The organism is Enterococcus sp. AZ128, from assembly GCF_051714485.1.
Taxonomy (GTDB): Bacteria; Bacillota; Bacilli; order Lactobacillales; family Enterococcaceae; genus Enterococcus_A.
Map to the genome: position 1 here is coordinate 303,999 of NZ_JBIORZ010000003.1, position 26,450 is coordinate 330,448.

The window sequence follows — 26,450 nt, forward strand, 5'->3', positions numbered from 1 at the left end:
TATCATCCTACTAACTTGTACTGAACGTACCGTAATCTTTTACGATTGATGAAGTCCTTATTCATTTTAAACACTCATACTATTTTACTAGCCAGACGCAAAAAAGGCTAGTCCGTTAGACTCACTCCGGAAAAAAGAGAGAGAGTCTAAACAGCTTAGCATTTCTGTCATCTATTTATCAAAACAATTGCCGGGTACGACGGTAATCGTCTTCGTGCTAGTATCAACATCCTGTACGAATAACAGTGAATTGTAATCCTCGATAGCACGTTCACCCTTAAATTTAGATTCCGCAAAAACAGTGATGCCCACAAGTTCAGCTTCAAATTCTTCGATCAGACTCTTCATACCATTGACGGTCCCGCCGCCTTTCATGAAGTCATCCACGATCAGAACCTTTGAACCACGTTTCAAACTGCGTTTTGACAGTTCCATTTTCTCGATACGTTCAGAAGAACCAGAGACATAATTGACACTGACAGTCGAACCTTCCGTGATTTTTGAATCCCGTCGAACGATCACAAATGGTGCGTTCAAGTAATAAGAGACAGCTTGGGCGATCGGCACACCTTTTGTTGCCACAGTCATGACTGCATCGACTTTTTTATCCAAATATTGAGCCGCAATAATTCGACCCACTTTACGTAACAAGTCGGGTTGGCCTAACATATCAGATAAATACACATATCCGCCTGGTAATAAACGATCTTCCTCAGACAAGCGTTCAGCCAAAGATCCGATATATTCTTGGGCCTCTTCATCAGTAATACTCGGTGTGAAGACGACACCTCCAGCAGCCCCAGGGATCGTTTCCAAGAAGCCCGTTCCTCTTTCTTTGAAGGTCTTCTTAACAATCGCTAAATCTTCACTGATCGAAGACTTTGCCGAACCGTATCTAGCCGCAAAAAAAGTCAATGGAATCAGGTCATGTGGATGATCCAACAAATATTGTGTCATGTCGATTAATCGTTCGCTTCGACGCACTTTCACGTAATTCACTCCTATTTCGTTTTAATATATTTTTTCTCAATGAAAAAAGTTTGATTCTCAACGCACATCATTGCTCTTCTCTCAAAGAAAGAGCGGGTGACTGCCTATTCTGATTTATCGTTTCCCATTATAAGGGTTTAGACAATAAAATTCGAGCATTTTCTCGTTTTAAAGTCAAAAAGTTCGGAATTTATTAATTATTCCACAAAAAAAGAGGAAAAGCTTTCGCTTTCCTCTATTTTTGCAGTTGTTTTCGCTGAAACATGATCCGTAATTGACGGATGCCATTAAGTACTAAGAACAATAAAATGAATCCAAGTGTGATCGTTGCTCCTGGTGGTGTGTCCAAATAGTACGAACCAGTCAATCCGCCGATCATTCCGACAAAGCCGACCAAAACACTGATCATAATGACGAAATTAAAGCTTTTTCCTACACGCATACCGATCGCCGCTGGCAACACCATAATCGCTGAGATCAGCAATGCTCCCGCGATCGGAATCATAATAGCAATCGCCACTCCTGTAACAACATTAAAAATCATCGACATCATGCGAACAGGTAAGCCATCCACCGCCGCAATATCTTCATCGAAGGTTAATACGTACATCGGACGCTTAAATAGTAAGAATAGGATACCAACTAAAACAAAAAGAATTCCTAGAAATACAACCTGCTGCCACGTGATCGTCACGATCGAACCAAACAGATAGGATTGGATACTGACCGCTGAACTCCCAGGTGCCAAACTCATTAAGACCAATGCCACCGCTAGTCCCGCCGCCATCAAAATCGCGATCGATATTTCGGAATAAGAGCTATACATATTCTGCAAGTATTCCATGATGATCGCCGCAACGACAACGACTAACAGCGTCGTTCCTGTCGGATTCAAATTCAAGAAGAATCCTAATGCCACCCCAGCCAACGAAACGTGGGACAACGTATCCGCCATAAGGGATTGGCGGCGAATGACTAGAAATACACCCAGCATCGGCGCAATTCCAGCAATAAAAATCGCCGCTAAGAAGGCTCGTCTCATGAACTCATATGAAAGCAACGCCATTTAGAATTCTCCTTTCGTACCAACCGAATATGACGATCGATATACTTTTTTGTATCCTCATGATCATGAGTGATCATTAAGATACTTTTACCATGGGCATGAGCACTGTGTCGCAATAATTCATAGAAATCATTGCGCGATTTCTCATCCATCCCAGTTGTTGGTTCATCTAAAATCAGCAAATCAGGGTCTTTAGCAAATAAACGCGCCAGACTGATCCGTTGCTTTTGTCCGCCGGATAATTCTCCGACTTTTTTATGTCGCATGCTCCACATATCCACTGATTCCAAAGCTTTCTGTACATGCTCATGGTCTCGAGGCGAGAGTTTTTTAAACCATTTCCCTTGCGGATAGCGTCCAGATTCTACCAATTCCAAAACAGTACTGGGAAATCCAGCGTTGAAAGAAGCGACTTGTTGCGGAATATAGCCGATGCTCAATTTTTCCCCTTGAGCATTTTTCTTCGCAATCGTTACTTTTCCGCTGCTGGGTTTTAATAAACCTAATGTCGCCTTGATCAATGTCGATTTTGCAGCACCATTTTCTCCAGTCAAAATGACAAACTCCCCCGGATCTACGTGATAGGACACATTTTCCAATACCGGTTCATTGTCATAATAAAACGAAAGGTCTTCCACCTCGATATACGACATTTTTCGTCTCTCCTTTTTCCTACTAATGAATGGATTTTCTAAAAACGGAAAATCCTTTGTTGTTCAAGCCGTATATCATTCCTCTATGATTACTGGCTTGTTTGCTCTTTTTTTTGTGAATACATTACTGGCTTCGTTTTCTGGGAAAAGAGGGACTGACATCCTTTTTCCTATTAATGAATGGCTTTTCTAAAAACGGAAAATCCTTTGTTGTTCAAGCCGTATATCATTCCTCTATGATTACTGGCTTGTTTGCTCTATTTTTTGTAAATACATTACTGGCTTCGTTTTCTGGGAAAAGAGGTACTGACATCCTTTTTCCTACTAATGAATGGATTTTCTAAAATTAGAAGATCGTCTAGTTGATACTTTCTTTTAACGCACTCAAATTCTCTCGCATAACGGAAAGATAATCTTCACCATTCTTGATTTGTTTCTCCGTTAAGCTTTCTAACGGATTCAATACTTCTAATTTTACACCGGTTTCTTTAGACAACGTTTCTGCAACTTTTGACGATGCGTTTTCTTCGAAATAGATCACATTGACTTGATGATCATCCACATAATGCTTCAATTCACTCAAACGACTTGGAGAAGGCTCTTGATCAGGTGAAATCCCAGCAATTGCTTCTTGCGTCAATCCATATTGCTTGGCCAAATAGCCGAAAGCCGCGTGCTGCGTCACAAATGTTTTGTTTTTCGCATCCTTAACTGCCGTTTGATACTCTTTATCTAATGTTTTTAATTCATTGATATAGCTTGCGGCATTTTTTTCAAACGTCGCTTTGTCATCTGGGTATTTCTTCGCTAATTGATCGCGAATCGTTTCCACTTCTTTGATCGCTAAAACAGGGTCTAGCCAAACATGGGGATCTAAATCATGATCATGCCCGTGTTCTTCGTGTTCATCTGCGTCATGATCATCATGCTCTTCTTCATGGTCATGATCGGCTCCGTCCATCAGCGTAATATTCTTAGACGCTTGAATGATTGCCGTTTTTTTCGTATCAATCGTATCGGTCAAATTGTCCGTCCATGTCTCTAACTCCGGACTATTATAAACAAACACATCCGAATCGGAAATCTTAGCCAAATCTTTGGCAGAAGGTTCAAAATCATGCGGCTCTGTACCCGCTGGAATCAGCAATTCCACATCGCCCTTATTCCCTACCACTTGTTTGGTGAATTCATACATTGGATAAAATGTCGTCATTACTTGGATTTTATCATCAGATGCGGCTTCTTTCTTCTCTTGAGTGCCGCAAGCTGTCAGCACGACTGATAGTACCACAGTTCCTAGTAAAAGCAGTCCTTTTTGTATCTTCATCTATCTAAACACCTTCTCTTCTCATTTTAAGACAAGAATTAATTTAACAGATGTTTTTCTATTCGTCAACATAAAGCGTAAATTTTACGATTTACCTCGAAATAGTGTTGATAAACCGTAAAATAGATGACACCTCATTCATATGATAAATGAAACCTGTATCCGTTCTATTGTCAGAACAATGTTATTTTATTACAAATATGGAAATACGAAGCCTTGCTACTGTTCTGAAATCGCAAAAAAATAGACCCCTTAGGATCTACTTTAATGTGCGAACTAGATAAACTTCATCACAAAAGCCTTTCAATGCGTTAAACACATGCTTTGCACGCGAATATTTGTGGCACAAAGCATATACTGTAGGTCCGCTGCCGCTCATCATTGCCGCATCAGCACCATACTTCAACATTCGATCTTTCAATTGCTGAATGACCGGATGCTTTTTAATCGTTACAACTTCCATTGAATTGCCTAAGTTTGCTGTCATCTTCTGATAATCGTTTTCTTCAATGGCAGACACCAGCGCGGCAATATCAGGATGATATAGATCCTCCATCACAATCTTCGCAAAGATTGATCGCGTCGAAACACTCATACGAGGCTTAACAACAACGACCCAGCACTGCGGCATCGGTGCTATCGGTGTCACTTTTTCACCGAAACCTTCTACTAAAGAAGTTTGCCCATAAACACAATAGGGAACATCAGAACCCACTTCGGCGCCTAGACAAGCTAATTCTTCAGTCGACAAACCCAGCTCCCATAAGCGATTGACTGCTCTTAAAGCCGCTGCAGAATCAGTTGATCCGCCGCCCAATCCAGCCGCTACAGGAATCTCTTTATGAATCTTGACCCGCAGGCCTTTTTTTATCGCAAAACGTTCTTTGACCAATTCCAGCGCTTCGTAAACGTGGTTCTTTTTATCCGTTGGCAAAAAAGCCTTATTGGTCTCAATAATGATTTTATCTTCCGAAATCTCTTCCAAATACAAACGATCCGCTAGATCGATGCTCGCCATGACCATCGCCAACTCATGCAAGCCATCTGGCCGTTTGCCTAAAATGTCGAGGCCCAAGTTGATTTTCGCTGGGGCTTTCTCCATAATTTCCATTTTCTCACCCGTTCAAATTTTTCACTAGACGATTCTATCATAGCCCATCCTAAATGTATAGATAATTCATTCTAGCATAGGCGCCCTAAATTAGTTGAATAATTCTACCTGAGGCTTTACCATGAGGTTAAGAGTTGCCCGTATAGTCTTTATGCATTGTCCGAAGAATAGCCATTACGAATCAGGAGGAATCTATATGAATTTACTACCGAAAAATGATTGGTTGGACGGGGAGGAATTAGTCGGCAAGCTGATGAACACTTTTTGGGATGATCGAAAAATGAGCGTGGACATCCGCGATCTAGATGATCATTATGAAGTAAAAGCGGATCTGCCAGGCTTTGATAAATCAGAAATTTCCATTCATTACAACAATGATATCCTTTCAATTGATGCCGAGCACACTGCCGAAAACAAAGTCAAAGACGACGGTCGTTTTGTCCGCAGAGAACGTTCCAGCAGCGCCTATCACCGGCAATTTGCCGTAAAAGACATCCTTGAAGAAAAGATCAATGCAAAATTTGAAAATGGTGTACTTACTCTAAAGCTGCCAAAAAGCGATTATGAAGAAAAAAAGGGTAAAGCAATCACGATTGATTAACTGGTTAATAAAAAAAAGACGAGCCGGCTTGGCTCGTCTTTTATACTTCGATCATCTCTTCTGAAATGGTCACACCTTTATTCTTTCCCCGACCGATCAACAATAATAACTGCAAAGCAGAGAATAAGAAACTGCTGTCTTTCATATAAGCGAAATATCTTGGGCGCCAATGATCGACATAGACTGTTTTTTCTTCTGCCACTTGTTGAAAGGCATAGATGGAATGACCGTATTTATAGATTAGATTCATGATCCGTTCTCCTAAGAAAGCAAAGGACGTCTCGCCAACATTCGCTAGCGGTGCCATACCTTGATAAACTTCACTATACCCTTGCTTTTTCAGTTCATCCATCAGATGCAACTTCAAAAAGGTCGGTATTTCGTTAGGAACATCATTTCGAAAACGTAACAGATCAAAAGATGCTCGTTTCTGATTAACCGGCTGCTCGGTAATAAAGCCAACAATTCGATTTTGCGGATCACGAGCGATCCCAACATTACTAGTCTCGATATACCCACGATCAAAACGTCCTACAGAGAAACATTTTTCCTTTTCTCCATTCAGCCATTCATCTGAGATTTCCTCCAGCTCATCAAAAACCTCTTCCGGCAGCTTATCAAAATAAATAAATTGATAGCCCTCGTTGGTCAAACGCTTAAATTCAAAACGATCAGAGAAAACCTCCAGCTTGTGTTGGGTAAAATCCGTCACACCCGTTTCCCCGATCTTATCAAAATGAAATCCTAAGTCGTGCAAAAGCAGAACATAGTCTTCTGATATTTTATAAAATGCTAACTGATAGCCAAGTTCGTCGGCATGCTCCATAAAGGCAAATGTCGCTGCCTTCCACTTTTCAGGGTTTCCGACAGGATCACCTAATACAAAGCACTTATTAGCCCGTGTTTGAAATCCAAAAAGAATCTGATCATTTCCATTTTCTTGGTAATAGAAATATTGATAGCCTGACACCCGCAAATAATGACTGGCTGGTGTACCGCCGTAACGATTGATTAAGTAGTTAAAGCGTTTTTCATCCCAGGCTGCTCCAAGTTTAGTCGCACTTTGTGTTAGGTATTGATATAAAATCGCTAAACACAAAATTGATAAAATCAATCCGACTAGTCCTGAGAACCAAATCTCCTCTGAAGGGAAGGCGAAATATTTCGTTGATAAACGTTCCGTGCTCCAGATTTGTCCACTATGATAGCCTGCTACGGCATAAAAAATAAATAGCAAGCCAAACAAGATACCGTCAAAAACTAAGGCTCCCCATGAATACACAAAACGTTCGCGATAAAATTCCTTTCGCGACATCCAAACGATCAATAAAATCACTAAGTAGACTACGATCAAACGAACAGATGCCGTCCGCGCCACTGTATTAATAATCCCAAAGATCAGTAATAAAATCGTTGGCCAAAATGCTCGTTTCACCTTCTGTGAGATTCCTCGAGCAAAGCCTAATAATAGAAAACCAATCAACAAGTTCAGCGTCTGATCCAAAAAATCAAATGAAAAGGGCAAAAGCACCTGAAACAAACGGCTGATGTTCGATAAGTTCGTCAATGTCGATAATAAGATCATCATAATGCCCGCAAAATATACCGCACTGACCATAACCACATGAGCAGCCTTCTGCGACAGCACTCGCGGCAAATTATCAAAATAGCGATTCATTTTGACACTGGTATTGGTCAAGAAGATCACGATCCCTGTCAGAAACGGAACCAAATAATAAAAGATCCGATAGAACAAGATCCAGACCACCGCAGTGCTTTGATTCAACCCAAGATGGCCTAAGCCTAAAATCATCATAACATCGAAGGTCCCAGCTCCTCCAGGAACCATCGTCAGCATACCTAGGCCTGTTGCGATCACAAACATCGGATAAACCTCTCCGATATTCAACTTCACACCCATCAAATAACCAACGAATAAAAAGACAGTCAACGCACCTAGCCATTGCCCTAACGAGGCTAGATATAATTCGAAAATTTGTTTTAAGCGAAATTCTTTAAAAATCGTACGACGTCTTCCATATACAAAGACGAACAGGATCGGCGCAAACACTCCGCCTGCTAATAACCAGAAACGATAACGGACAAATGGATTTTGCGTTCTAAAGAAAATCAAATCCAAAGATGTAATGAACGCCATGATTGAAAGTCCCGCCAACATAAAGAGAGCAATCTTAGAAATCACGGCTAATACTTTTTTCTTCTCCATCCCTTTTCCGTAAAAACTCGACCGCAAACTCACTCCAACGACCCCGCCAAAACCGGCTAGGTTATTGATTGTGTTAGTGGTCCAGGCTGATACCAGCCACTCCTTGCGATTCATCCGTGGCCGTCCCGCTGCTTCCAGCGTCGTGATCGCCACGTGATCATATAAAAGCATGGGCAGAACGCCGCAAAGGCCGATACCGAACATACTTAATAATGCCATTTGATCTTGTTGCTTGATCGTTTGCCAAACGGTTTGCCAGCTCATTCCATGCGCAATATTTTTCACCTGATTTGCGACGAAAAATAAGACGATCCCAAAGAAAATAATTTTGAGCAAGGTGGCATAGCGTTTGAACCAGCGACTGATAGTCGTCATCCTACTACTCCCATTCTTTTTTTCTTATACTCCATTTTAAATGAATTCTTGTTTCGAAGCTATCCTTTTAAAATTATGATTCCCTTAAAAATATCTTTATTATTTTTTTATACGAATTTGTCATAATTCTATTGACCATTCGCAGAAATCCCGGATAGCAAATGGTTCACCCCTATCAGTACTCAAATTTACATTTAAAGGCAAAAAGAAAAAGCCTCACAATTGAGGCTTTTTACTATTTTGCGTAATCGGTTGCTCGTGTCTCACGAATAACAACCACTTTGATATGTCCTGGATAATCCAGTTCATCTTCAATTCTACGACGAATGTCGCGAACCAAACGAACAGAATCCAAATCAGAAATTTCTTCTGGTTTAACCATAACACGTACTTCACGTCCCGCTTGAACAGCGAAGCTTGAATCAACTCCGTCAAAACTATTCGAAATATTTTCTAAGTTTTCCAAACGGCGGATATAGTTTTCTAACGACTCGCTCCGTGCACCTGGTCTAGCAGCTGATACTGCATCGGCAGCGGCTACTAAAACAGAGATTACTGAAGTTGCTTCTGTATCTCCATGGTGAGAGGCGATCGCATTGATCACAACAGAATTTTCACGATACTTGGCAGCAAGTTCTGCACCAATTTCGACATGTGACCCTTCAATCTCATGATCCAGTGCTTTACCGATATCATGAAGCAATCCGGCACGCTGCGCTAATTGAACATCTTCGCCTAACTCTGCGGCTAAGACACCCGTTAATTTCGCAACCTCCACTGAGTGATTCAATACATTTTGACCATAGCTGGTCCGGAAATGTAAACGACCTAAAATCTTGATCAAATCTGGATGCAAGGTGTGGGCGCCCACTTCAAAGGCTGCTTGTTCACCATATTCGCGAATGCGTTCATCCATTTCTTTGCGAGATTTTTCAACCATTTCTTCGATCCGTGCCGGATGAATCCGACCATCTTGAATCAGCTTCTCTAATGTCATCCGGGCAATTTCCCGTCTGATTGGATCAAAGCCGGATAGAACGACTGCTTCTGGCGTGTCATCGATAATCAAATCGATCCCCGTCAATGTTTCCAGTGTCCGAATGTTACGGCCCTCACGTCCAATGATGCGACCTTTCATCTCATCATTTGGCAATGTGACTACCGAAACAGTCGTTTCAGAAACAGCGTCGGCGCCGCAACGTTGAATAGCCATCGCCAAAAGATTCTTGGCTTTACGATCGGCTTCTTCCTTCGCACGTTGTTCAGATTCCTTGACCATGACCGTTAATTCATGGTTCAATTCCTCTTCCGTCGTCTTCATAATTACTTCTTTCGCTTCATCTCTCGTTAAAGAAGCAACCTGTTCCAATTTTGTTTGTTGTTCATTAATCAGTTGTTCTACATCTTTTTCTCGCTCGTCAATTAATTGCTGTCTAGCACTGATTTTTGTTTCTTTTTCTTCCAGTGAGTGCTCACGCTTCTCTAGAGAATCATCTTTACGATCTAAAGTCTGTTCTCTTTGAAGCAAGCGATTTTCTTGTGATTTTAACTCTTGTCTGCTTTCTTTCAACTCACTTTCAACTTGTGCGCGATACTGCTGGTTTTCTTCCTTGGCTTCCAACAAAGCTTCTTTCTTCAAGGTCTCCGCTTCTTTATTTGCATGCGTAATGATTCCTCTAGCTGTGTTTTGTGCCCCATCAATTTCTTTTTCATGGCGAGACTTTGCTACCACGAAACCCAAACCAAGACCGACAATTAAACCGATGATAGCGAGGAGAATAGGAACTAACATTAAATCCACCTCCGTACTATCTTATTTACTTATCTGTAGTTTTTTGATAAACGAATGTCAAATTATCAATATGCCTACTTGCATATGTGTGAGAGTCACACAACTTTATTCTAATGTTTGTCTGATAGCGTGTCAACTTTATTTCCCTTTTGCCAGCCTTATAAATGAAGCGCTTCTTTTTGTTGTGAAATTTCCATAAAAAAACACTAATGACTAAGCAATAGTGCTGCGTCATTAGTGTCGATTTGTTTTTTATTCATCTAGTGGTAATTCTTCTTGACCGGCTTCTTCAGCTTTAGTCACGTCGCCTTCTTCACCGATGCCATAAGCTGCACGGACACGTGTCGCTACTTCAGCCATCATCTCTGGGTGATCTGCTAGATATTTCTTCGCATTTTCACGACCTTGGCCGATCCGATCTTCTTTATAGCCATACCAAGCACCGCTCTTATCAATGATATCTTGTTCAACAGCCATATCCAGCAATTCGCCTTCTTGTGAGATCCCTAATCCGTACATAATATCGACTTCAGCCACTTTAAATGGCGGTGCAACTTTGTTTTTCACGACTTTGATCTTCGTGCGGTTACCAACGATATCCGTACCGTTTTTCAATTGTTCTGCTCGACGTACTTCTAAACGAACAGTCGCGTAGAATTTCAATGCACGTCCGCCTGGTGTTACTTCAGGATTCCCAAACATTACGCCGACTTTTTCACGAATTTGGTTAATGAAGACAGCGATCGTCTTCGTTTTGTTGATAGAACCTGATAACTTACGTAAAGCTTGCGACATCAAACGAGCTTGCAAACCAACGTGGGCGTCACCCATTTCACCATCGATTTCGGCACGGGGAACTAAGGCTGCCACTGAGTCGATAACGATGATATCAACAGCGCCACTAGAAACCAACGCATCCGCAATCTCTAGACCTTGTTCACCAGTATCTGGTTGTGAAAGCAGCAACTCATCGATATTGACACCTAAACGCTGTGCGTATTGAGGGTCCAATGCGTGCTCCGCATCGATAAAGGCTGCCGTTCCGCCATGTTTTTGGACTTCCGCGATTGCGTGCAGCGCTACCGTTGTTTTACCAGAACTTTCTGGACCGTAAACTTCGATGATCCGTCCGCGAGGGTAACCACCCACACCCAATGCAACGTCCAATGCCAAAGAGCCGCTTGGAATCGTTGAAATTTTCTGATCGACCTTTTCCCCTAATTTCATGATCGAACCTTTTCCGTAATTCTTTTCAATCTTTTTCATTGCAGCATCTAAAGCTGCTTTCCGATCGTTAGCCAATAGCTGATCCTCCCATTTCGTATAATAAAATATGCTTTCCACATCATTATTGCTTTTTCAATATCCCTAGTTTATCGGTTTGAAATCAAAAAAGCAAGCAAAAAACGAACAAACATTCGCATTTTTAATTTTTGTTTAGAATTGCTCTTCGCAGCATGTCCAAGCCCTTCATCACTGAACTATGGCGAACATAAGAACGATCACGAGTAAAATGATTTTCAGAAATAAGGGTTTCTCCCGCTTTTTGAGCCAGAGCGATATAGACTGTTCCTTTAGGCTTGTCTTCTAATTCATCGGGGCCGGCCACGCCAGTAAAGGACAGTGCGTAATCAGTTCCTGCAAGCCGCAATGCTGCTTCTGCCATTTCTTTCGCACACTCCGCACTGACAACACCAACACGCTCTAGCAGCGCTGGATCGATGCCTAAGAAGCTTGCTTTTGTTGCCTTGGAATAAGTGACAAATCCGCCTGGAAAAACCTCAGAAACGCCTGAGATCGCCCCTAACGTTGACTGGAATTCTCCAGCAGTTAAACTTTCTGCTGCTGTGATACTTGCGTTCTTTTCTTTCAATAAATCAACTACAACTTCGACTAGGCTATTTTCTTCACCGTAGCCGTAAAAGAATTCACCGACCTTTGCTAATATCTCTGCTTCTGCCTGATCCAATAACGCATTAGCTGAAATGTCATCTTCCGTCTTCGCCGTGATTCGCAATGTTACCTCATTTGGTTTCGCGTAAGGCGCGATCGTCGGATTTGACTGATTTTCGATCATTTCCGCCAGATCCGTCACTAATTTTGATTCACCAATACCGAAAAAGCGTAATACACGTGAAGTTAATTTTTCTGTTGTCGGAAATTCTTTCTCCAATAGAGGACGCGCTTGTTCTAAGAACATCGGTTTTAATTCACTTGGTGGTCCCGGTAATAAAATATAATTATTCTTTTCACCTTTATATAAACAGCCGATCGCTAAACCTGTACGGTTCGGTAATGGGATGCCATCTTGCAACGTTTCTACTTGTCGCAAATTGTTCGGTGTCATCGTGCTTTGACGCTGTGTGAAGAAGGAATTTAGTGCTTCTAATCCTTCTTGATTTTGAACCAGCGGCACGCCCACATGGTCGGCTAAGACATTCTTTGTTAAATCATCATCGGTTGGACCTAAACCGCCGCACAAGATAATCAATTCACTGCGTGTGTCTGCTAACTGAAGTAATTCTTCCAAGCGTTGCGGATTGTCGCCAACGACTGTATGAAAATAGACCTCGATTCCCATATCCGCCAATTTTTCCGATAAGAAAGTCGCGTTAGTATTCACCACTTGTCCCAACAAAAGTTCTGTGCCCACGGCAATAATTTCTGCTCTCATTTGTTCCTCTTCTTTCTAAAGATACGCATTTTTTCTCAACTATAACAGAAAAAAGTCAATTTAAGGAGCGATTAACAAACTTTCTGCTCTTTACATGACTGCGAAAAAAGAACGACACTCGAAAGTGCCGTTCCAAATTTCTATTACATCGAGCCTTTGAAGATCGATGTATTTTTAGCAAAATAGTCGTATCCTGAATAGATCGTGAAGAATAAGCAGACATACAACATGATTTGATCCATTGGGATACCGATAAAATTAAATGGTACATTATTTAGATAAAGCAGTACGATTCCGACCATTTGCGTAGCCGTCTTGATTTTTCCCGGCATTGCCGCGGCCATAACACCGCCGCCTTGTTCTACGATCAACAGACGTAAACCTGTTACCGCCAATTCGCGGCAAACGATGATAGCAATCACCCATGAAGGGGCTTTGCCTTGTTCAACTAAAACAATGAACGCTGTCATTACAAGCATTTTATCAGCTAATGGATCAGCAAATTTTCCGAAGTTAGTTACTAAACCACGAGCACGAGCAATTTTCCCGTCTAAATGGTCTGTGTAGCTGGCTATTGCAAAAATAATCGCCCCAACTAGCTGTGTCACAGCTAAACTGGTGTTTCCGATTTGCAATGTTCCCCAGTCCCACGGAGCTAGAACAACGATCATGAACACTGGAATCATAAAGATCCGAATGACCGTCAATTTATTTGGTAAATTCATTGTTGTTTCCTCCTAATTCTATTTACACACGTCATTCAGACGCGTAGGTGATATTCAGAGTCACGTTCTTTTGCAGCAACGAATCTCCCGGTTGAAAATCAAGTGTCTGATCATTGACTTTGATCTCCGCATACTTTGCCATACCGACAGTAATCACTGCCTGGGCCGCATCACTTGGCAACTCAGTTGTTTGCGACTCTCCTGCTTGCAATGTATATTGATAGGTCAAAGAACCATTGATCTGCACACCAACCCATACGCGTTCCTTACCAGTAAAGGTCACCTTCAATGGTTTCTCCGCATTCTCAACTTTCATTGTCGCTGCGTTTGTCGTGTTGTTTTCCATCGCAAATGCCATTTTTGGTTTTTCTGGTTTTTTGGATGATTCCGTCGTTTGTTTTGGTTGTGACGACGAAACTTTTTCCGCCTCCGATGAAGAAGACTCTGAACGTTCAACTTGAACAGAACTATTTTCTGGAATAATTGCAGTCTCTTGATGATCTAACCAAGTTATGTACCCTACTATAGCGATAATTGCTAACGCCACAAGTCCTAAAACCACCATCGGCATCGTCGCCCTAAAACGAGCACGTGTAGGATTTTCAGCATGTTTATTTTTTCTCAGTTCATCAACGGTCTCCAGCTCGGGATAGGATGGTGCTGGCCGATCTTTGCCATCCAACACATCAATCAAATGATTGCCGTCGAGTTTCACCTCATCAGCGTATTGCCGAATAAATGTCCGCAAATAATAATCACTAGGCAATTCTTGAAAATCATTTTCTTCGATTGCCAGCAAATAACGTTTTTGGATTTTCGTGCGCTGCTGCAGTTCATCTAAACTGATTTTTTTATCGATACGGGCTTTGCGTAACGTTTCTCCAATATTAATACTAGCCACTTGATTCTCTACTCCTAATTCATAATAAGATTCATAATAAAGTATTCATTTTTTCATCACGTATATCATCCAACTAAAACGCGTTGCGCACTGAGTTGATTCTATCCATGACTTTCTCCAAGTTCTTCAAAAACTGAGAAAAGTTGAACTGGAATTCTAATTTGTACGAATGACTCAATTCTCGTTGCTACTCCATCCAGCCGCCAGCGACAGGCAAAACGATGCCGGTAGTATAACTGGCTTCTTTTGAGAATAAATAATTGCAGGCAGCCGCGATCTCTTTGGGATCAGCTAAACGGCCCAATGGTATCTCTGCTTTCAGATCAGACAATTCTTGTGGCGTCCAATCATCATTCATCTTCGTCTGTACAGCACCAGGTGCCACCACATTGACAGTAATACCTAAAGTCGCAACTTCTTTTGCATAAGCTTTTGCAAAAGCTTCTTGCGCACCCTTAACAGCACTATACACCGTCTCCATGCTGCTTCCTCTGTGTCCATAAACGGACCCGATAAAAACAACTCGGCCGGCTTTATTAGCAGCCAGCTTTTCCTGCAAACCTTGCAATAAAAGCAGCGGTGTTTTCAAATGGACCTGCCACAAGGCATCCATTTGATCAGCTTTGGTCTCCGGCAGTAACTCGTAAAAAGTAAAACCTGAAGCAAAAATGATCCCGTCAACACGAAATAACTGTTGCAAAAACTGGGGAATTTCCGCTTCCTTCAACATGTCTAAGGATACCATAAAAAAATCTTGCTGAGGATAACGTTTCTGTAAGTCTGAAACGAAATTTAAGACTTTTTCTTTTTGTTGATTATAGTGGCAGTAGAGAGACCATCCTTGTCCCGCCAATTTTTCGCAAACGGCTTGCCCGATGTCGCCGCTTGCGCCCATCACTAATGCATAAGGCATCCTAAGCCTCCTTCTCCATATAGAAGCGTGTGAAGGCTTCTTCTTGGATAAATAGTTCACCTGCAGCCAAGACATCTTCTAGTTCAATATCCTGAATAATTTCCGGCATATCGAACAAGGTCCATTCGCCAAATAGAGATTGGGTGAATTGATTGGCCACATATTCTAGCGAATTCAATGATTGGAAATATTTGCCTAGCATGTTTTTCTTCAACAACACCAGATTTTTTTCATTGACCTCTGGATCAGTAGAAAAATGCAGCAAAATCTCGGTTAAACGGTCTGCTAGCTTTTGCGGTTCTTCGCTATCTCCGCCGAAGTCAGCGAAGTAGAAGCTGCGATCCATTGAAAATTCATACCCGAAACTGTCATCCAACAGTCCTTCGTTATACAATCGTAAATAATTTTGTGACGTGTTTCCAACCAACATTTGGAACAACAACCCCATTGAAACTTTAAAGATCAAGCGCTTTTTGTCATCCACAGGCAGCTCCGCCAGGCCTTTGATACCTACGATTGCTTTTGGCATCGTAATCGGCATTTTTTCTTCACTGAACTTGATGATCTCCTCTGGAGTTTCTTGCGGAAAACGACGTTGAATCGGTTCTGGTGCTTCAAATGTTTTTTGCGCTTGGTTTTCACGAATAAACGCCATCAAAGCCTCTGGTTCCAGATTTCCCACAACGAACAACGTCATGTTGCTAGGATGATAGAACGTATTATAGCAAGTGTATAGATCTTCAGCAGTGATCTCCGCAATCGAATCGATCGTACCCGCAATATCGATATGCAGCGGATGCTTTGGATACATATTCTTCAAGATAGCAAAAAACTGCTGCCAGCTTGGATCATCCTGATACATTTGGATCTCTTGACCTATGATTCCTTGTTCTTTTTGGACGGATTCTTCAGTGAAATAAGGCTCTTGAACAAAATCCAACAACGTCGCCAAATTCAACTCCATTTGGTCCGTTGTGGAGAACAAATAACTCGTCCGGGTAAAGCTGGTGAAAGCATTCGCGGAAGCTCCTTGTTCACCGAATTTTTGGAAAACATCTCCATCCTCTTTTTCAAACATCTTATGCTCTAGGAAATGAGCAATACCATCGGGAACTTTGATGTATTCTGTTCCGCCGCGGGGAATAAATTCATTATCAATCGAACCATAATTGGTACTAAACAAACCATATGTTTTGTGATAACCCGCTTTTGGCAACAAATAAACGGTTAAGCCGTTGGGTAAAACCTCTTTATATAATGTCTCATTGATTTTCTGATATGCCACTTTAACCATTCTGCTGTCCTCCATCTAAAAAGAAGATCGCTTGCAGACGAATTTTTTCCGCAACTTTTTGGACATCTTTTGGTGTCACAGCCGCTAGACGTCTCAGCCACTCTTCGTCTGTTAGTTTACTTTGCGGCAACCACTGCGCCAAGTAAGTTGTCTCGATCGTATTTTGCATACTGTCTAAGCCTAACAGGTAATGATTTTTCAACATCGCTTTCGTTTGCTGGAACGCTAGATCTGTAAAGTTGCCAGCTTGCAGCTCGATCAATTGTTCATTGATCAAATGCAGGACCTTCTCACGGTTATCGCTGTTAATACCTGTCTGTACTTGTAAATATCCGCGGAAAGTATCAAAAGAGCTAGAAGCGTAATAAGCTAAGCTTGCTTTTTCTCGCACATTCATAAATAGTTTCGAATGCGGGAATCCGCCGAATAGTCCATTAAAAACAAGCAACGAAAAACGATTGCTGTCTTCATAGTAAACATCTGTGGCATAAGCCAAGTTTAATTTGCCCTGTGTCACCGTTTCTTGAACCTGCTGCTCACGGATCACATTATCATTTGCTTGGTAATAATAGATATCAGGAGAGCTTTCCTCCCGATCAACAAACGGCAGCTGTTTGAACAACGCCAGCATTTCCGCTTCCTCCACGTCACCAATTACAAATAAGTCGACTTGATCTTGAGTGATCATTTCATGGTAATACGCCGCCAGCCCTTCACTTGTTTCATTTTCCAAATCAGAGACGGTACCGAAACTTGGTAATTTTTGTGCTTCATCTGTGAAGTAAGTCTCTTTGATCTTTAACGAAGCCATCGTTTGTTTGTCTTCGTGCAGTGTCTCGATATAGCTTTGCAGGTTTTCTTTTTCTAATTGGAAAGTTTGTTCATCAAATTTTCCGTCATGAATATTAGGATAGAATAAAACCTCCCGCAGAAAATCCATGACTGCCGGCAACAATGTTGAATCGTCGACATATTTTCCATTCACAACTCCTAAGCCGATATCCAACCAATGCAAATTCCCTTTGCGTCCAACATTTAGTCCAAAGCTGGCCCCGTAGAGCTCCGCCAATTGTCCGCTCAATTTCGTTTGATCTGGATAATGCAAAGAATTGGTCTCCAGCAAGTTAGCCAGCAACGCTCTCTTGGTCATGATTTCTTTCGTCAAACGGGTTGTAAAACGCCCGTATAATTGAATTGTTTTATATTTTTTTGTCGTAATAACGTGCAGGCGTACGCCTTTTTTAAGTTCGATCATCACAAAGCTCCTTATTCCTACAAATTGTATTTATCTTTCCTATAGAAAAATAAATCTGATGTTCATACTATCCAACTAACTGTTTATCCATTTTCGTGAAGCAAATTTGAAGACAAGCAATGATGGTCTCTTTTTCGAAAGATCCATGAAGCTTTCATACACGCAGCCCTCTGCTGATCAGGTGAGAATGGGCAAAATTTAGTGGGGTATTCTTCATCTTATCATTAAGGCTAATTATAGCACAGCCCTGTCCTAAGAACTGGATTCAGCTTTGGCCGATAGTCTGTTTTATTTCAAATTTTTTTCTACTTTCGCTATACTGAAAATAAGGACAAAGAGAGAGGTGTGACACGATGTTCAAAGAATTTAAAGAGTTCTTGATGCGAGGAAACGTCATTGATCTTGCTGTTGGTGTTGTTATTGGTACTGCATTTACTGCAATTGTAACAAATGTCGTTAACGGACTGATTACCCCGTTAGTTGGGTTGATCGTTTCATTATTTACTAAAGGAAAAGATTTAAACGAAGCAATGTCCGTTTTAGATTGGACGCCGGTTAAAGGAGTGACTTTTGCCTTTGGCGATGTTGTCAGTGCGTTGATCACGTTTGTTATCACTGGTTTTGTACTATTTTTGATTGTCAAAGCTGCGAACAAAGCAAAAGACACTGCAACCAAAGAAGAAGCTGCTGTACCTGAAGTCAAGGTCCCTACAGCTGAAGATTACTTAGCAGATATTCGCGATCTTTTAGTAGAACAAAATAAGGCTTCACAAGAAAACCTCGAAGACAAATAAAAACCATGGAGCAAATGCTCCATGGTTTTTAAATTGCTTCTGTTAAAAATTCGATCTCTACTGTGCGAGTCAATACATCGGAATAGCTGTATGAAACACGTTCGAAAGAATTTTCTTCTGGGTCCAAATCAACTACAAAAACGGAAGGATATGTCTCGGTCAAGATTCCTTTACGTTGTGTTTGACGCTTGCGTCCAGTCTGAGCTACAAGCATTATCGGAGCACCAATACGATCTTCCAAGTTTTTCTTGATAGTCGCTAAAGTTGTTGGCATACAGTTCACCTCAAGATATATTATAGCACAAATATAAAACTTTTCAATGTTATCATAAGATAAAAAAATTTGCAAATTATTATCTGCTTAATCACAAGGATTCGCTTTAGATTATTCATCCGAGTCGCAGATTTTTTTCTTAATTTTATTTTTCGTTCGATTCAAGGCGTTATGAATTGCTTTTTCTGTTTCATTTAAACGCTGGGCGATTGCACAGGGTTCTTCCCCTTTTAAATAATAGTACAATGCGCGTTGCTCTAAAGAAGAAAATACGATTTCACCAGTCAAAATTATTTCACTGATAAAAATATTTTCTTCCGTAAACTCATGGTATTGAAAATACTCACTGTAGGCTTCCGTACCGACTCTTTCAAGTGACACCGCTTGCCGTTGAGCAAAACGCTTCTTTGCTTGTTGGCGACGTAAAAGGGAACGGATACGATTTTCAAAAATCATTTTGTAGTACAAACCGAATGTCGTTCCACGATCTTTGCGATAATTGTGTAGCGCATCATTTAATGCAATCCGCCCTTCCTGCAACCAGTCATCAAAATCAAAATCACGAATTCGGTAACGAGATTGCATGCTGTAAATGATTGGCAAGTATTGACTAAACATTTCTTCAAAGGTAACACTATCAAATTCTTCTGAACTCTTCCTTTTTTCCATTCCAAAAAACACCCCTCTCACAAGATAAAGCATACACTTTGTCTAAAAATAAGAGGGGTGCTAAAACGAACTTTATTTTTTTCGGCTTAATTCGTCCAGTTTTAGTGACAATTTTTGCAGTTGTTCATTATTCCACGGAGAATTTCGGCGAAAATTTTTAAAATGCGTATCTTTAGTATCACCGGTAATTAATGCTTCCGTGTCTTGAACGGTTTTGTATAATTCACGGGCGGAGGTTCGTAGGGCGCCTTGAGAAAAAATCGTCCATTGTTCAGCTAAATCACTGGTCGCTACAGTTACCTGTGTCAGACGATCATTCAATTCGCCAGCGATCCGCTCAATGTAGCTGTCAGCGGTCTCGTCTTCTTTAGTGAATACAACGGTCAGCTGGTATTTTTTATAGCTTTGCGTGATTCCAGGAACAAATTGGGCATCAAACACAATGATCGTTTCAAGACCTTGGTATTTCGCAAAGTTCGATAAACGAAACAATAATGCTTCACGCGCCTCTTCTAAACGATCTTGATTCTTCAATGCGGTCAATTCCGGCCAAGCACCAATCATATTGTAGCCGTCAACGATCAACAATTGTTTTTTCATTACGGTTCACTTCGCTTTCGGAAGACTTCGTACATCAACAGACCCGCAGCCACGCCCGCATTCAAGCTTTGCACATGACCAGTCATCGGAATCGTCAACATTTCATCGACGTCCTTTTTCAAGCCTGCACTCATTCCCTTCCCTTCATTGCCGATGATCAAAGCGATCGGTCCAGAAACTTTCCACTGGCGATAATCCGTACCTTCCATGTCCGTACCGAAAACCCAATAACCGGCCTCCTTCAGCTGTTTGATACTTTGAGCCAAATTCGTCACTCGGGCGATCGGCACATATTCCACTGCCCCAGTTGATGCTTTCGTCACGACGGATGTTATACCGACTGAACGATGCTTAGGAATAATCACTCCCGACACACCGCTGGCATCTGCCGTTCGTAAGATCGATCCAAAATTGTGCGGATCTTCCAGACTGTCTAAAATCAGCAAGAAGGGTGCTTCCTCCGTAGAAATTTTTCCCAGCAAGTCATCTAACGTTAAATATTCATAAGGCGTTATTCCTAAAACGACTCCTTGATGAACCCCGCCATCGCTTAACGTATCTAATTTTTGTTTCGGTACCCATTTCACCGGAACCGCTTGTTCTTTTGCCGATGCCTTCAATTGATCGATTTTTTCGCCATGCGCATCTTCTTGTAAAAATAATTTATTGCCTCGTCCAGCCTGCAATGCTTCAACACTGGCATGATGTCCAAAGACAAAATTAGTTTCTTCTGGTTCAATCGGATCGTTCGGTTCTTTACGACGGTCTTTTGGTCGATCATTTTTCCGCTGGTTGCGTCGATCGTTTCCTCGCCATTGCTTTTTATCCTTCATTTGCTTCGCCTGCTTTCTCTAAACACCACACGATCAGCTCTTCCAATCGTTCGTTTCGCTCCAATAAATGCAAGTAGCCCATCAATGCCTCAAAACCAGTAGACATACGATAAGTCATGATATCGGTATTTTTAGCAGAGGTGTAGCTTTTGGCATTCCTTCCGCGCCGATAGATTCCTTGCTCTTCTTCTGTCAGCATACCATCATCCAGCATCTTTTGGATCAACGTTGCTTGGGCTTTAGCTGATACGTAGTGCGTTGCCATGTGATGCAGCTTATTCGGGCGCGTCTGACCCATTCGAACAAGGTGATCCCGCACGTAAGTTTCATAGATTGCGTCGCCAACATAAGCAAGTGCCAATGCGTTTAATTGTTTGTAATCTGTCATTATGCTCGTCTCCAACGGACGCCTTGAGGGGTGTCTTCTAAAATAATTCCTTGATCTTTCAATTGATCCCGAATTTCATCACTGCGGGCAAAATTTTTATCTTTACGCGCCTGGTTCCGCTCTTCAATCAAGCGATCAACCTCTTCATCCAATAAACCAGCTGCTTGAAATTCAATTCCGAAGACGGCCATCATTTTTGTGAATTCTTCCAACACCGCAGACAGCACCACCTCAGAGACCTTTTCCTGTTCGTTATAGTGGTTCAGCCATTTGGCTAATTCATAAGCCACAGTGATCCCATTCGCCGCATTAAAATCGTCATCCATCTCTTCGACAAAACGATCTCTCAGTGCATGTAATTCAGCTAATTTCTCTTGGTCATCCGCTAATTCTGCCTCTGCCGTGGTTTGACGGAAGGCGGCATTCTCGAAAGCCGTCCGTAATTTTTGCAGATTCGCCTGGGCATCTTTCATAGTTGTTTCACTGTAACGGATCGGACGACGGTATTGAGTCGTTGCCATGAAAAAGCGTAAAATTTGCGGATCAATCTTCTTAACCAAATCGTGAACCGTCACGAAGTTTCCTAGGGATTTGCTCATTTTCGCATCATCTTCGCCAATCGTTACATAGCCGTTATGCATCCAATAGTTCGCAAACCGTTGACCTGTCTTCGCTTCACTTTGAGCAATCTCATTCTCATGGTGAGGAAATTCCAAGTCTTGGCCTCCGCCATGGATATCGATCGTATTCCCTAAATGTTTTGTCGCCATTACTGAACATTCGATATGCCACCCCGGACGGCCTTCCCCCCATGGAGATTGCCATGAAATCTCACCCGGCTTTGCGCTTTTCCATAATGCAAAATCTAATGGGTCTTCTTTGATCGCCTGTTCCGCGCCAGTACGTTGACTCGCGCCAACTTCCAGCTCGTCGATTGATTGGTCGCTTAATTCGCCGTAGTGTTCAAATTTTCGTGTACGGTAATACACATCCCCTTCTGCTTCATACGCGTAACCTTTTTCAATCAACACTTCGATAAACGCCAAAATATCAGGAATATGATTGATGACGCGCGGATGCAAGGTCGCGGGTTTCACGTTTAATGCCGCGGTATCTTCTTCAAACGCTTCAATAAAACGATCCGCTACTTCTGGTGCAGTGATCGATAATTCCTTCGCTGCTTTGATGATTTTGTCATCTACATCAGTAAAATTTGAGACATAGTTCACCTCATACCCGCGATATTCGAAATATCGGCGAATCACGTCAAAAGCAATCGAACTGCGGGCATTTCCGATATGGATATAGTTATAAACCGTTGGTCCGCAGACATACATTCGGACTTTATTTTCTTCAATTGGTTTGAAAATCTCTTTTTCTCGTGTCAATGTATTGTGTATTTTAATCATGTTGAACCTTCTCCCCTTTTAATCTAGCCACTTTTGCTGGTACACCCACCGCGGTCGCGTCAGCCGGTATATTATTTAATACAACCGCCCCAGCACCGATCTTGGCTCTTTCGCCAATCTCGATTGGTCCCAATATTTGTGCGTTCGCAGAGATAAAGGCCCCCTTGCGCACTGTTGGATGTCGTTTCCCCGTATCTTTTCCTGTACCGCCTAACGTTACACCGTGAAACAACACAACATCTCGTTCCACTTCCGCTGTTTCACCGATCACTACACCCATTCCATGATCTATAAAAACACCCGGAGCGATTTTGGCACCTGGATGAATCTCGATCCCCGTCAAAAACCGCCAAAATTGCGAGTGAATCCGTGCCAACAAAAACCACTGATGCCGGTAAAGAAAATGCGAGAATTTATGGAAAAATAAAGCATGAACACCTGGATATGTAAGGACTACTTCCGCACCTGTCCTGACTGCCGGATCATTCCGTTTTGCCGCTGCGATTGCTTCTTGCCACCATCCCATTTACCTCAACTCCTTTTTTTATGTATTTCCTTTTTATTCCTCATACCAACCAACAACCTTTCTGTTAAAAAGGTTGATTTTAATCTCTATACACTGCGAACAAAAAAGCGTCTTTTGAGTTTCCTCAAAAGACGCTTTAACGTGGTCCCACTTTTGTTTGCAATGATGCCTTGAAACAGGTAACGTCTGTGAACCGTCCTCAGCTACGTATCGCTGAGACCACTCGGAGATGCATTTCGCAAGTATTGATTTGACTGCTTTCACCAACCGCAGTCTCTCTGAAAAATCGCCGCTTGCTACTTCTTCTCTTCTTTGTGTTTACATCACTTGATCTAAATGTGCTAAGGCTTTTTCTTTGCCTAAAATTTCAACTGTTTCTGGTAATTCTGGTCCGTGAACCATGCCGCTGACCGCAACACGGATCGGCATCCAGAGATTCTTCCCTTTAATACCTGTTTCTTTTTGAACTGCCTTGATCGAAGCCAAGACACTCGCTGCGTCAACTGTTTCCAGACCTTCTAGTTGTGCTTTAAAAGCAGCTAAAACCGTTGAGACTCCTTCGCCCGCTAAAACTTCTTTCGCGGCATCGTCTAACTCTAAACGATCTTGGAAGAACAAGCTGGAAACTTCGGTAATCTCTGCTGCATAACTCATTTGCGGTTGATACAAGCTGACTACACGTTTCACCCAGTCTTTATGTTCAGGTGTAGGATTTTCTTCGACTTTACCAGCCTTGATTAAATAAGGCAAGCACAATTCGGTTAATTTATCCAAATCCATCGCTTTGATGTAATGGTTGTTAACCCATTCTAGTTTCTTCTGATCAAATGCTGCTGGTGATTTACTCAAACGATCAGTATCGAAAATCTTGATTAATTCGTCTTGCGGGAAGATTTCATCTTCACCAACTGGCGACCAGCCAAGCAAAGCGATAAAGTTGAACATTGCTTCTGGCAGATAGCCCAATTCACGATATTGTTCGATGAACTGCAAAATGCTTTCATCACGTTTACTTAGTTTTTTACCGGTTTCAGTATTGATAATCAGGGTCATATGACCAAATGTCGGACGCGGCCAACCAAAAGCATCATAGATCATCAATTGTTTTGGTGTATTTGCGATATGATCGTCGCCTCGCAGTACATGCGTAATCTTCATAAGATGATCATCTACTGCCACCGCAAAGTTATATGTCGGCATACCATCACGTTTTTGGATGATAAAATCGCCGCCTACATTATCAGATTCAAAACTGATCTCGCCTTTAACCATGTCATCAAATGCAAAACTTGTGTTGCGCGGAACTCGGAAACGAATAACAGGTTCAAGCCCTTGAGCTTCTTTTTCTGCCTGTTCTTCTGGTGTCAGGTTGGCACATTTGCCAGCATAGTGGGGCATCTCGCCGCGGGCACGCTGCGCTTCACGTTCAGCTTCCAATTCTTCCGACGTACAATAGCATTTGTACGCTAAGTTGCTCATCAACAATTGATCAATCAAAGGTTGATAGGTGTCACGTCGTTCTGATTGACGATAAGGACCGTATTTCCCAGGATTTTCTGGGGATTCATCCCAATCCATTCCCAGCCAAGCCAAGTTTTCTAACTGGCTTTTTTCGCCGCCTTCAATGTTTCTTTTTAAATCAGTGTCCTCGATACGAATGATGAATTCTCCATCATTGTGACGAGCAAATAGATAATTGAACAACGCTGTTCGGGCATTTCCGATGTGTAAGTGTCCAGTTGGACTTGGTGCGTAGCGCACACGAATTTTCGACATATATTAGTTCCTCTTTCCCGCTTATTTAACAAATGAACCTCATTTGCTACTCAACACAAATTGTACAATCATTCCACTGTTTAGTAAAGCTGCACTGTTATTTAGTCGCTTTTTCGTTGGTATAATCCAATTTTTTATCAGGCGAGTCATCCTTGATATTACGGCTTGAATGCGCAGGTTTTGCAAAAATCATCCGACCAGCCGCCGTTTGCAAGGCACTCGTCACGACGACCTCGATATGTTCATTCATATAGTGCTGTCCATCTTCAACGACCACCATCGTCCCGTCATCCAAATACGCAACCCCTTGCTGGCGTTCTGTTCCGGCCTTCACGACTAGGACATTCATGTTCTCGCCAGGAATCACGACAGGCTTCACAGCATTCGCTAACGCGTTGATATTCAATACAGCGACATTTTGAAACTCTGAAACTTTATTCAGGTTGTAATCGTTAGTTACGATCACGCCGTCTAATAACTTGGCCAATTTGATCAATTTACTATCGACTTCACTGATATCTTCAAAATCTCCATCATACATTTCAACAGCAATGCCCTCTTCTTTTTGCAGAGCATTTAAGATGTCCAATCCGCGACGACCCCGTACACGTTTTAAGCTGTCGCCAGAATCGGCGATGTACTGCAATTCATACAAAACAAAGTTAGGAATCATTAAGACGCCCTCTAAAAAACCGGTCTTCGCAATATCATAGATTCTTCCATCGATGATTACGCTGGTATCCAAAATTTTGTATTTATGGAAATGATCATCCGCTTTGCGTTCTAAAACTTCGCCTTCATTGTTTTCTGCTTTTTTATTCCGGCCGCTGAAAAATTTTTTCAATTCATCGATCCGTGTCGTTCCCATTCGGAAACCTAAATAACCTAATAGCAGCATGATCAAAATCGGCAATGCGCTATTGATAAACGGGATCGGGATCTGATACAAAGGCGTTGTCCCAATCAATCCCAAGGTTAATCCTAGGATCGCACCTACCACTCCAAATAAGATATACGTCAAGCTAAGTTCATTTAACTGTTTCTCAATTCTTTTCACACCAACTGTGATTGGTTCTACGATCACCAAAGAAATAATATAAAAAATAATTGCACCGATAAGGCCATTCGTAAGTGAATTATTCAACCACATGTTGTCTGCATAACCAATTGCTGTCCATGCTGCTGGTAATAAAGTGACTCCTAAACTAATCCCAACAATAAGAACAATTACTGTCAACACACGTTTCTGCATGCCATCCCTCCTCAAAATAATAGAT

At 41.8% G+C, this 26,450-nt stretch carries 25 protein-coding genes and 1 other annotated feature; of the genes, 2 read left to right on the plus strand and 23 right to left on the minus strand.

What is annotated here, in order from left to right; genetic code table 11:
- Nucleotides 1-171: 171 nt before the first annotated feature.
- The 5 genes from purR to ispE all read right to left on the minus strand — a co-directional run bounded on the left by purR (nucleotide 172) and on the right by ispE (nucleotide 5,147).
- Entirely contained in the window at nucleotides 172-990 is an 819-nt protein-coding gene (gene purR / locus IGI38_RS20255) for a pur operon repressor (RefSeq protein WP_438733694.1), read from the minus strand.
- A 235-nt stretch (nucleotides 991-1,225) separates the two neighbouring features.
- Nucleotides 1,226-2,056: a metal ABC transporter permease gene (locus tag IGI38_RS20260; RefSeq protein WP_438733696.1), complete on the minus strand. Its 831-nt coding sequence runs from the start codon at nucleotides 2,054-2,056 to the stop codon at nucleotides 1,226-1,228.
- Nucleotides 2,029-2,709, minus strand: a complete 681-nt coding sequence (locus IGI38_RS20265) for a metal ABC transporter ATP-binding protein (protein ID WP_438733697.1) — start codon at nucleotides 2,707-2,709, stop codon at nucleotides 2,029-2,031. Before IGI38_RS20265 ends, IGI38_RS20260 begins: the two co-directional genes overlap by 28 nt.
- A 358-nt stretch (nucleotides 2,710-3,067) precedes the next feature.
- The gene (locus IGI38_RS20270; protein WP_438733698.1) at nucleotides 3,068-4,036 is read right to left on the minus strand and encodes a metal ABC transporter substrate-binding protein; all 969 of its coding nucleotides are present in this window, start codon (nucleotides 4,034-4,036) and stop codon (nucleotides 3,068-3,070) included.
- A 259-nt stretch (nucleotides 4,037-4,295) separates the two neighbouring features.
- On the minus strand, nucleotides 4,296-5,147 hold the full coding sequence (gene ispE, locus IGI38_RS20275) for a 4-(cytidine 5'-diphospho)-2-C-methyl-D-erythritol kinase (protein WP_438733700.1): 852 nt from the start codon (nucleotides 5,145-5,147) through the stop codon (nucleotides 4,296-4,298).
- A gap of 196 nt (nucleotides 5,148-5,343) precedes the next feature.
- Between ispE and IGI38_RS20280 the strand changes: the two genes are divergently transcribed.
- The gene (locus IGI38_RS20280) at nucleotides 5,344-5,748 is read left to right on the plus strand and encodes an Hsp20/alpha crystallin family protein (RefSeq protein WP_438733701.1); all 405 of its coding nucleotides are present in this window, start codon (nucleotides 5,344-5,346) and stop codon (nucleotides 5,746-5,748) included.
- A 40-nt stretch (nucleotides 5,749-5,788) separates the two neighbouring features.
- On the opposite strand, the gene mprF is transcribed toward IGI38_RS20280, so the two are convergent.
- The 9 genes from mprF to yfmF form a co-directional block, all read right to left on the minus strand.
- Nucleotides 5,789-8,350 (minus strand): bifunctional lysylphosphatidylglycerol flippase/synthetase MprF, encoded by a 2,562-nt coding sequence (gene mprF / locus IGI38_RS20285; RefSeq protein WP_438733703.1) that lies wholly within the window; start codon nucleotides 8,348-8,350, stop codon nucleotides 5,789-5,791.
- A gap of 235 nt (nucleotides 8,351-8,585) precedes the next feature.
- The gene (gene rny / locus IGI38_RS20290; RefSeq protein ID WP_438733704.1) at nucleotides 8,586-10,142 is read right to left on the minus strand and encodes a ribonuclease Y; all 1,557 of its coding nucleotides are present in this window, start codon (nucleotides 10,140-10,142) and stop codon (nucleotides 8,586-8,588) included.
- A 252-nt stretch (nucleotides 10,143-10,394) separates the two neighbouring features.
- On the minus strand, nucleotides 10,395-11,444 hold the full coding sequence (gene recA, locus IGI38_RS20295; RefSeq protein ID WP_438733706.1) for a recombinase RecA: 1,050 nt from the start codon (nucleotides 11,442-11,444) through the stop codon (nucleotides 10,395-10,397).
- Nucleotides 11,445-11,568: 124 nt separating this feature from the next.
- Nucleotides 11,569-12,816 (minus strand): competence/damage-inducible protein A, encoded by a 1,248-nt coding sequence (locus tag IGI38_RS20300; RefSeq protein WP_438733707.1) that lies wholly within the window; start codon nucleotides 12,814-12,816, stop codon nucleotides 11,569-11,571.
- 143 nt (nucleotides 12,817-12,959) lie between these two features.
- On the minus strand, nucleotides 12,960-13,541 hold the full coding sequence (gene pgsA, locus IGI38_RS20305) for a CDP-diacylglycerol--glycerol-3-phosphate 3-phosphatidyltransferase (RefSeq protein ID WP_438733709.1): 582 nt from the start codon (nucleotides 13,539-13,541) through the stop codon (nucleotides 12,960-12,962).
- Nucleotides 13,542-13,572: 31 nt separating this feature from the next.
- A complete protein-coding gene (locus IGI38_RS20310; RefSeq protein ID WP_438733710.1) occupies nucleotides 13,573-14,442 on the minus strand; it encodes a RodZ domain-containing protein in 870 nt (289 codons plus the stop codon).
- Between the two features lie 187 nt (nucleotides 14,443-14,629).
- Nucleotides 14,630-15,355, minus strand: coding sequence for an elongation factor P 5-aminopentanone reductase (gene ymfI / locus IGI38_RS20315; protein WP_438733711.1), 726 nt, complete (start codon nucleotides 15,353-15,355; stop codon nucleotides 14,630-14,632).
- A gap of 1 nt (nucleotide 15,356) precedes the next feature.
- Nucleotides 15,357-16,649, minus strand: coding sequence for an EF-P 5-aminopentanol modification-associated protein YfmH (gene yfmH, locus IGI38_RS20320; RefSeq protein WP_438733712.1), 1,293 nt, complete (start codon nucleotides 16,647-16,649; stop codon nucleotides 15,357-15,359).
- The gene (gene yfmF / locus IGI38_RS20325) at nucleotides 16,642-17,904 is read right to left on the minus strand and encodes an EF-P 5-aminopentanol modification-associated protein YfmF (RefSeq protein ID WP_438733713.1); all 1,263 of its coding nucleotides are present in this window, start codon (nucleotides 17,902-17,904) and stop codon (nucleotides 16,642-16,644) included. Before yfmF ends, yfmH begins: the two co-directional genes overlap by 8 nt.
- Nucleotides 17,905-18,257: 353 nt before the next feature.
- Here yfmF and mscL point away from each other — a divergent pair, with 353 nt between their 5' ends.
- Complete coding sequence (mscL, locus tag IGI38_RS20330) at nucleotides 18,258-18,698, plus strand: large conductance mechanosensitive channel protein MscL (RefSeq protein ID WP_438733714.1); 441 nt, start codon at nucleotides 18,258-18,260, stop codon at nucleotides 18,696-18,698.
- A gap of 28 nt (nucleotides 18,699-18,726) precedes the next feature.
- On the opposite strand, the gene IGI38_RS20335 is transcribed toward mscL, so the two are convergent.
- The 9 genes from IGI38_RS20335 to IGI38_RS20375 all read right to left on the minus strand — a co-directional run bounded on the left by IGI38_RS20335 (nucleotide 18,727) and on the right by IGI38_RS20375 (nucleotide 26,425).
- Nucleotides 18,727-18,972, minus strand: coding sequence for a Veg family protein (locus IGI38_RS20335; protein WP_010742697.1), 246 nt, complete (start codon nucleotides 18,970-18,972; stop codon nucleotides 18,727-18,729).
- A gap of 111 nt (nucleotides 18,973-19,083) precedes the next feature.
- Nucleotides 19,084-19,641 carry a sigma-70 family RNA polymerase sigma factor gene (locus IGI38_RS20340; protein ID WP_438733716.1) on the minus strand — a complete coding sequence of 186 codons (558 nt, stop codon included), beginning with the start codon at nucleotides 19,639-19,641 and terminating at the stop codon, nucleotides 19,084-19,086.
- A gap of 72 nt (nucleotides 19,642-19,713) precedes the next feature.
- The gene (locus IGI38_RS20345) at nucleotides 19,714-20,241 is read right to left on the minus strand and encodes an NYN domain-containing protein (protein WP_438733718.1); all 528 of its coding nucleotides are present in this window, start codon (nucleotides 20,239-20,241) and stop codon (nucleotides 19,714-19,716) included.
- Complete coding sequence (rlmB, locus tag IGI38_RS20350) at nucleotides 20,241-21,074, minus strand: 23S rRNA (guanosine(2251)-2'-O)-methyltransferase RlmB (protein ID WP_438733719.1); 834 nt, start codon at nucleotides 21,072-21,074, stop codon at nucleotides 20,241-20,243. The genes IGI38_RS20345 and rlmB overlap by 1 nt, the downstream gene beginning before the upstream one ends.
- The gene (locus tag IGI38_RS20355) at nucleotides 21,064-21,462 is read right to left on the minus strand and encodes a Mini-ribonuclease 3 (RefSeq protein ID WP_438733720.1); all 399 of its coding nucleotides are present in this window, start codon (nucleotides 21,460-21,462) and stop codon (nucleotides 21,064-21,066) included. Before IGI38_RS20355 ends, rlmB begins: the two co-directional genes overlap by 11 nt.
- Entirely contained in the window at nucleotides 21,462-22,871 is a 1,410-nt protein-coding gene (gene cysS, locus IGI38_RS20360; RefSeq protein WP_438733721.1) for a cysteine--tRNA ligase, read from the minus strand. The genes IGI38_RS20355 and cysS overlap by 1 nt, the downstream gene beginning before the upstream one ends.
- A complete protein-coding gene (gene epsC / locus IGI38_RS20365) occupies nucleotides 22,864-23,397 on the minus strand; it encodes a serine O-acetyltransferase EpsC (RefSeq protein WP_438733722.1) in 534 nt (177 codons plus the stop codon). Before epsC ends, cysS begins: the two co-directional genes overlap by 8 nt.
- A gap of 124 nt (nucleotides 23,398-23,521) precedes the next feature.
- Nucleotides 23,522-23,719 (minus strand) — a binding site (T-box leader).
- Nucleotides 23,716-25,173 carry a glutamate--tRNA ligase gene (gene gltX / locus IGI38_RS20370; RefSeq protein ID WP_438733724.1) on the minus strand — a complete coding sequence of 486 codons (1,458 nt, stop codon included), beginning with the start codon at nucleotides 25,171-25,173 and terminating at the stop codon, nucleotides 23,716-23,718. Its footprint overlaps the feature before it by 4 nt.
- A gap of 97 nt (nucleotides 25,174-25,270) precedes the next feature.
- Nucleotides 25,271-26,425 (minus strand): PIN/TRAM domain-containing protein, encoded by a 1,155-nt coding sequence (locus IGI38_RS20375; RefSeq protein ID WP_438733725.1) that lies wholly within the window; start codon nucleotides 26,423-26,425, stop codon nucleotides 25,271-25,273.
- Nucleotides 26,426-26,450: the final 25 nt, after the last annotated feature.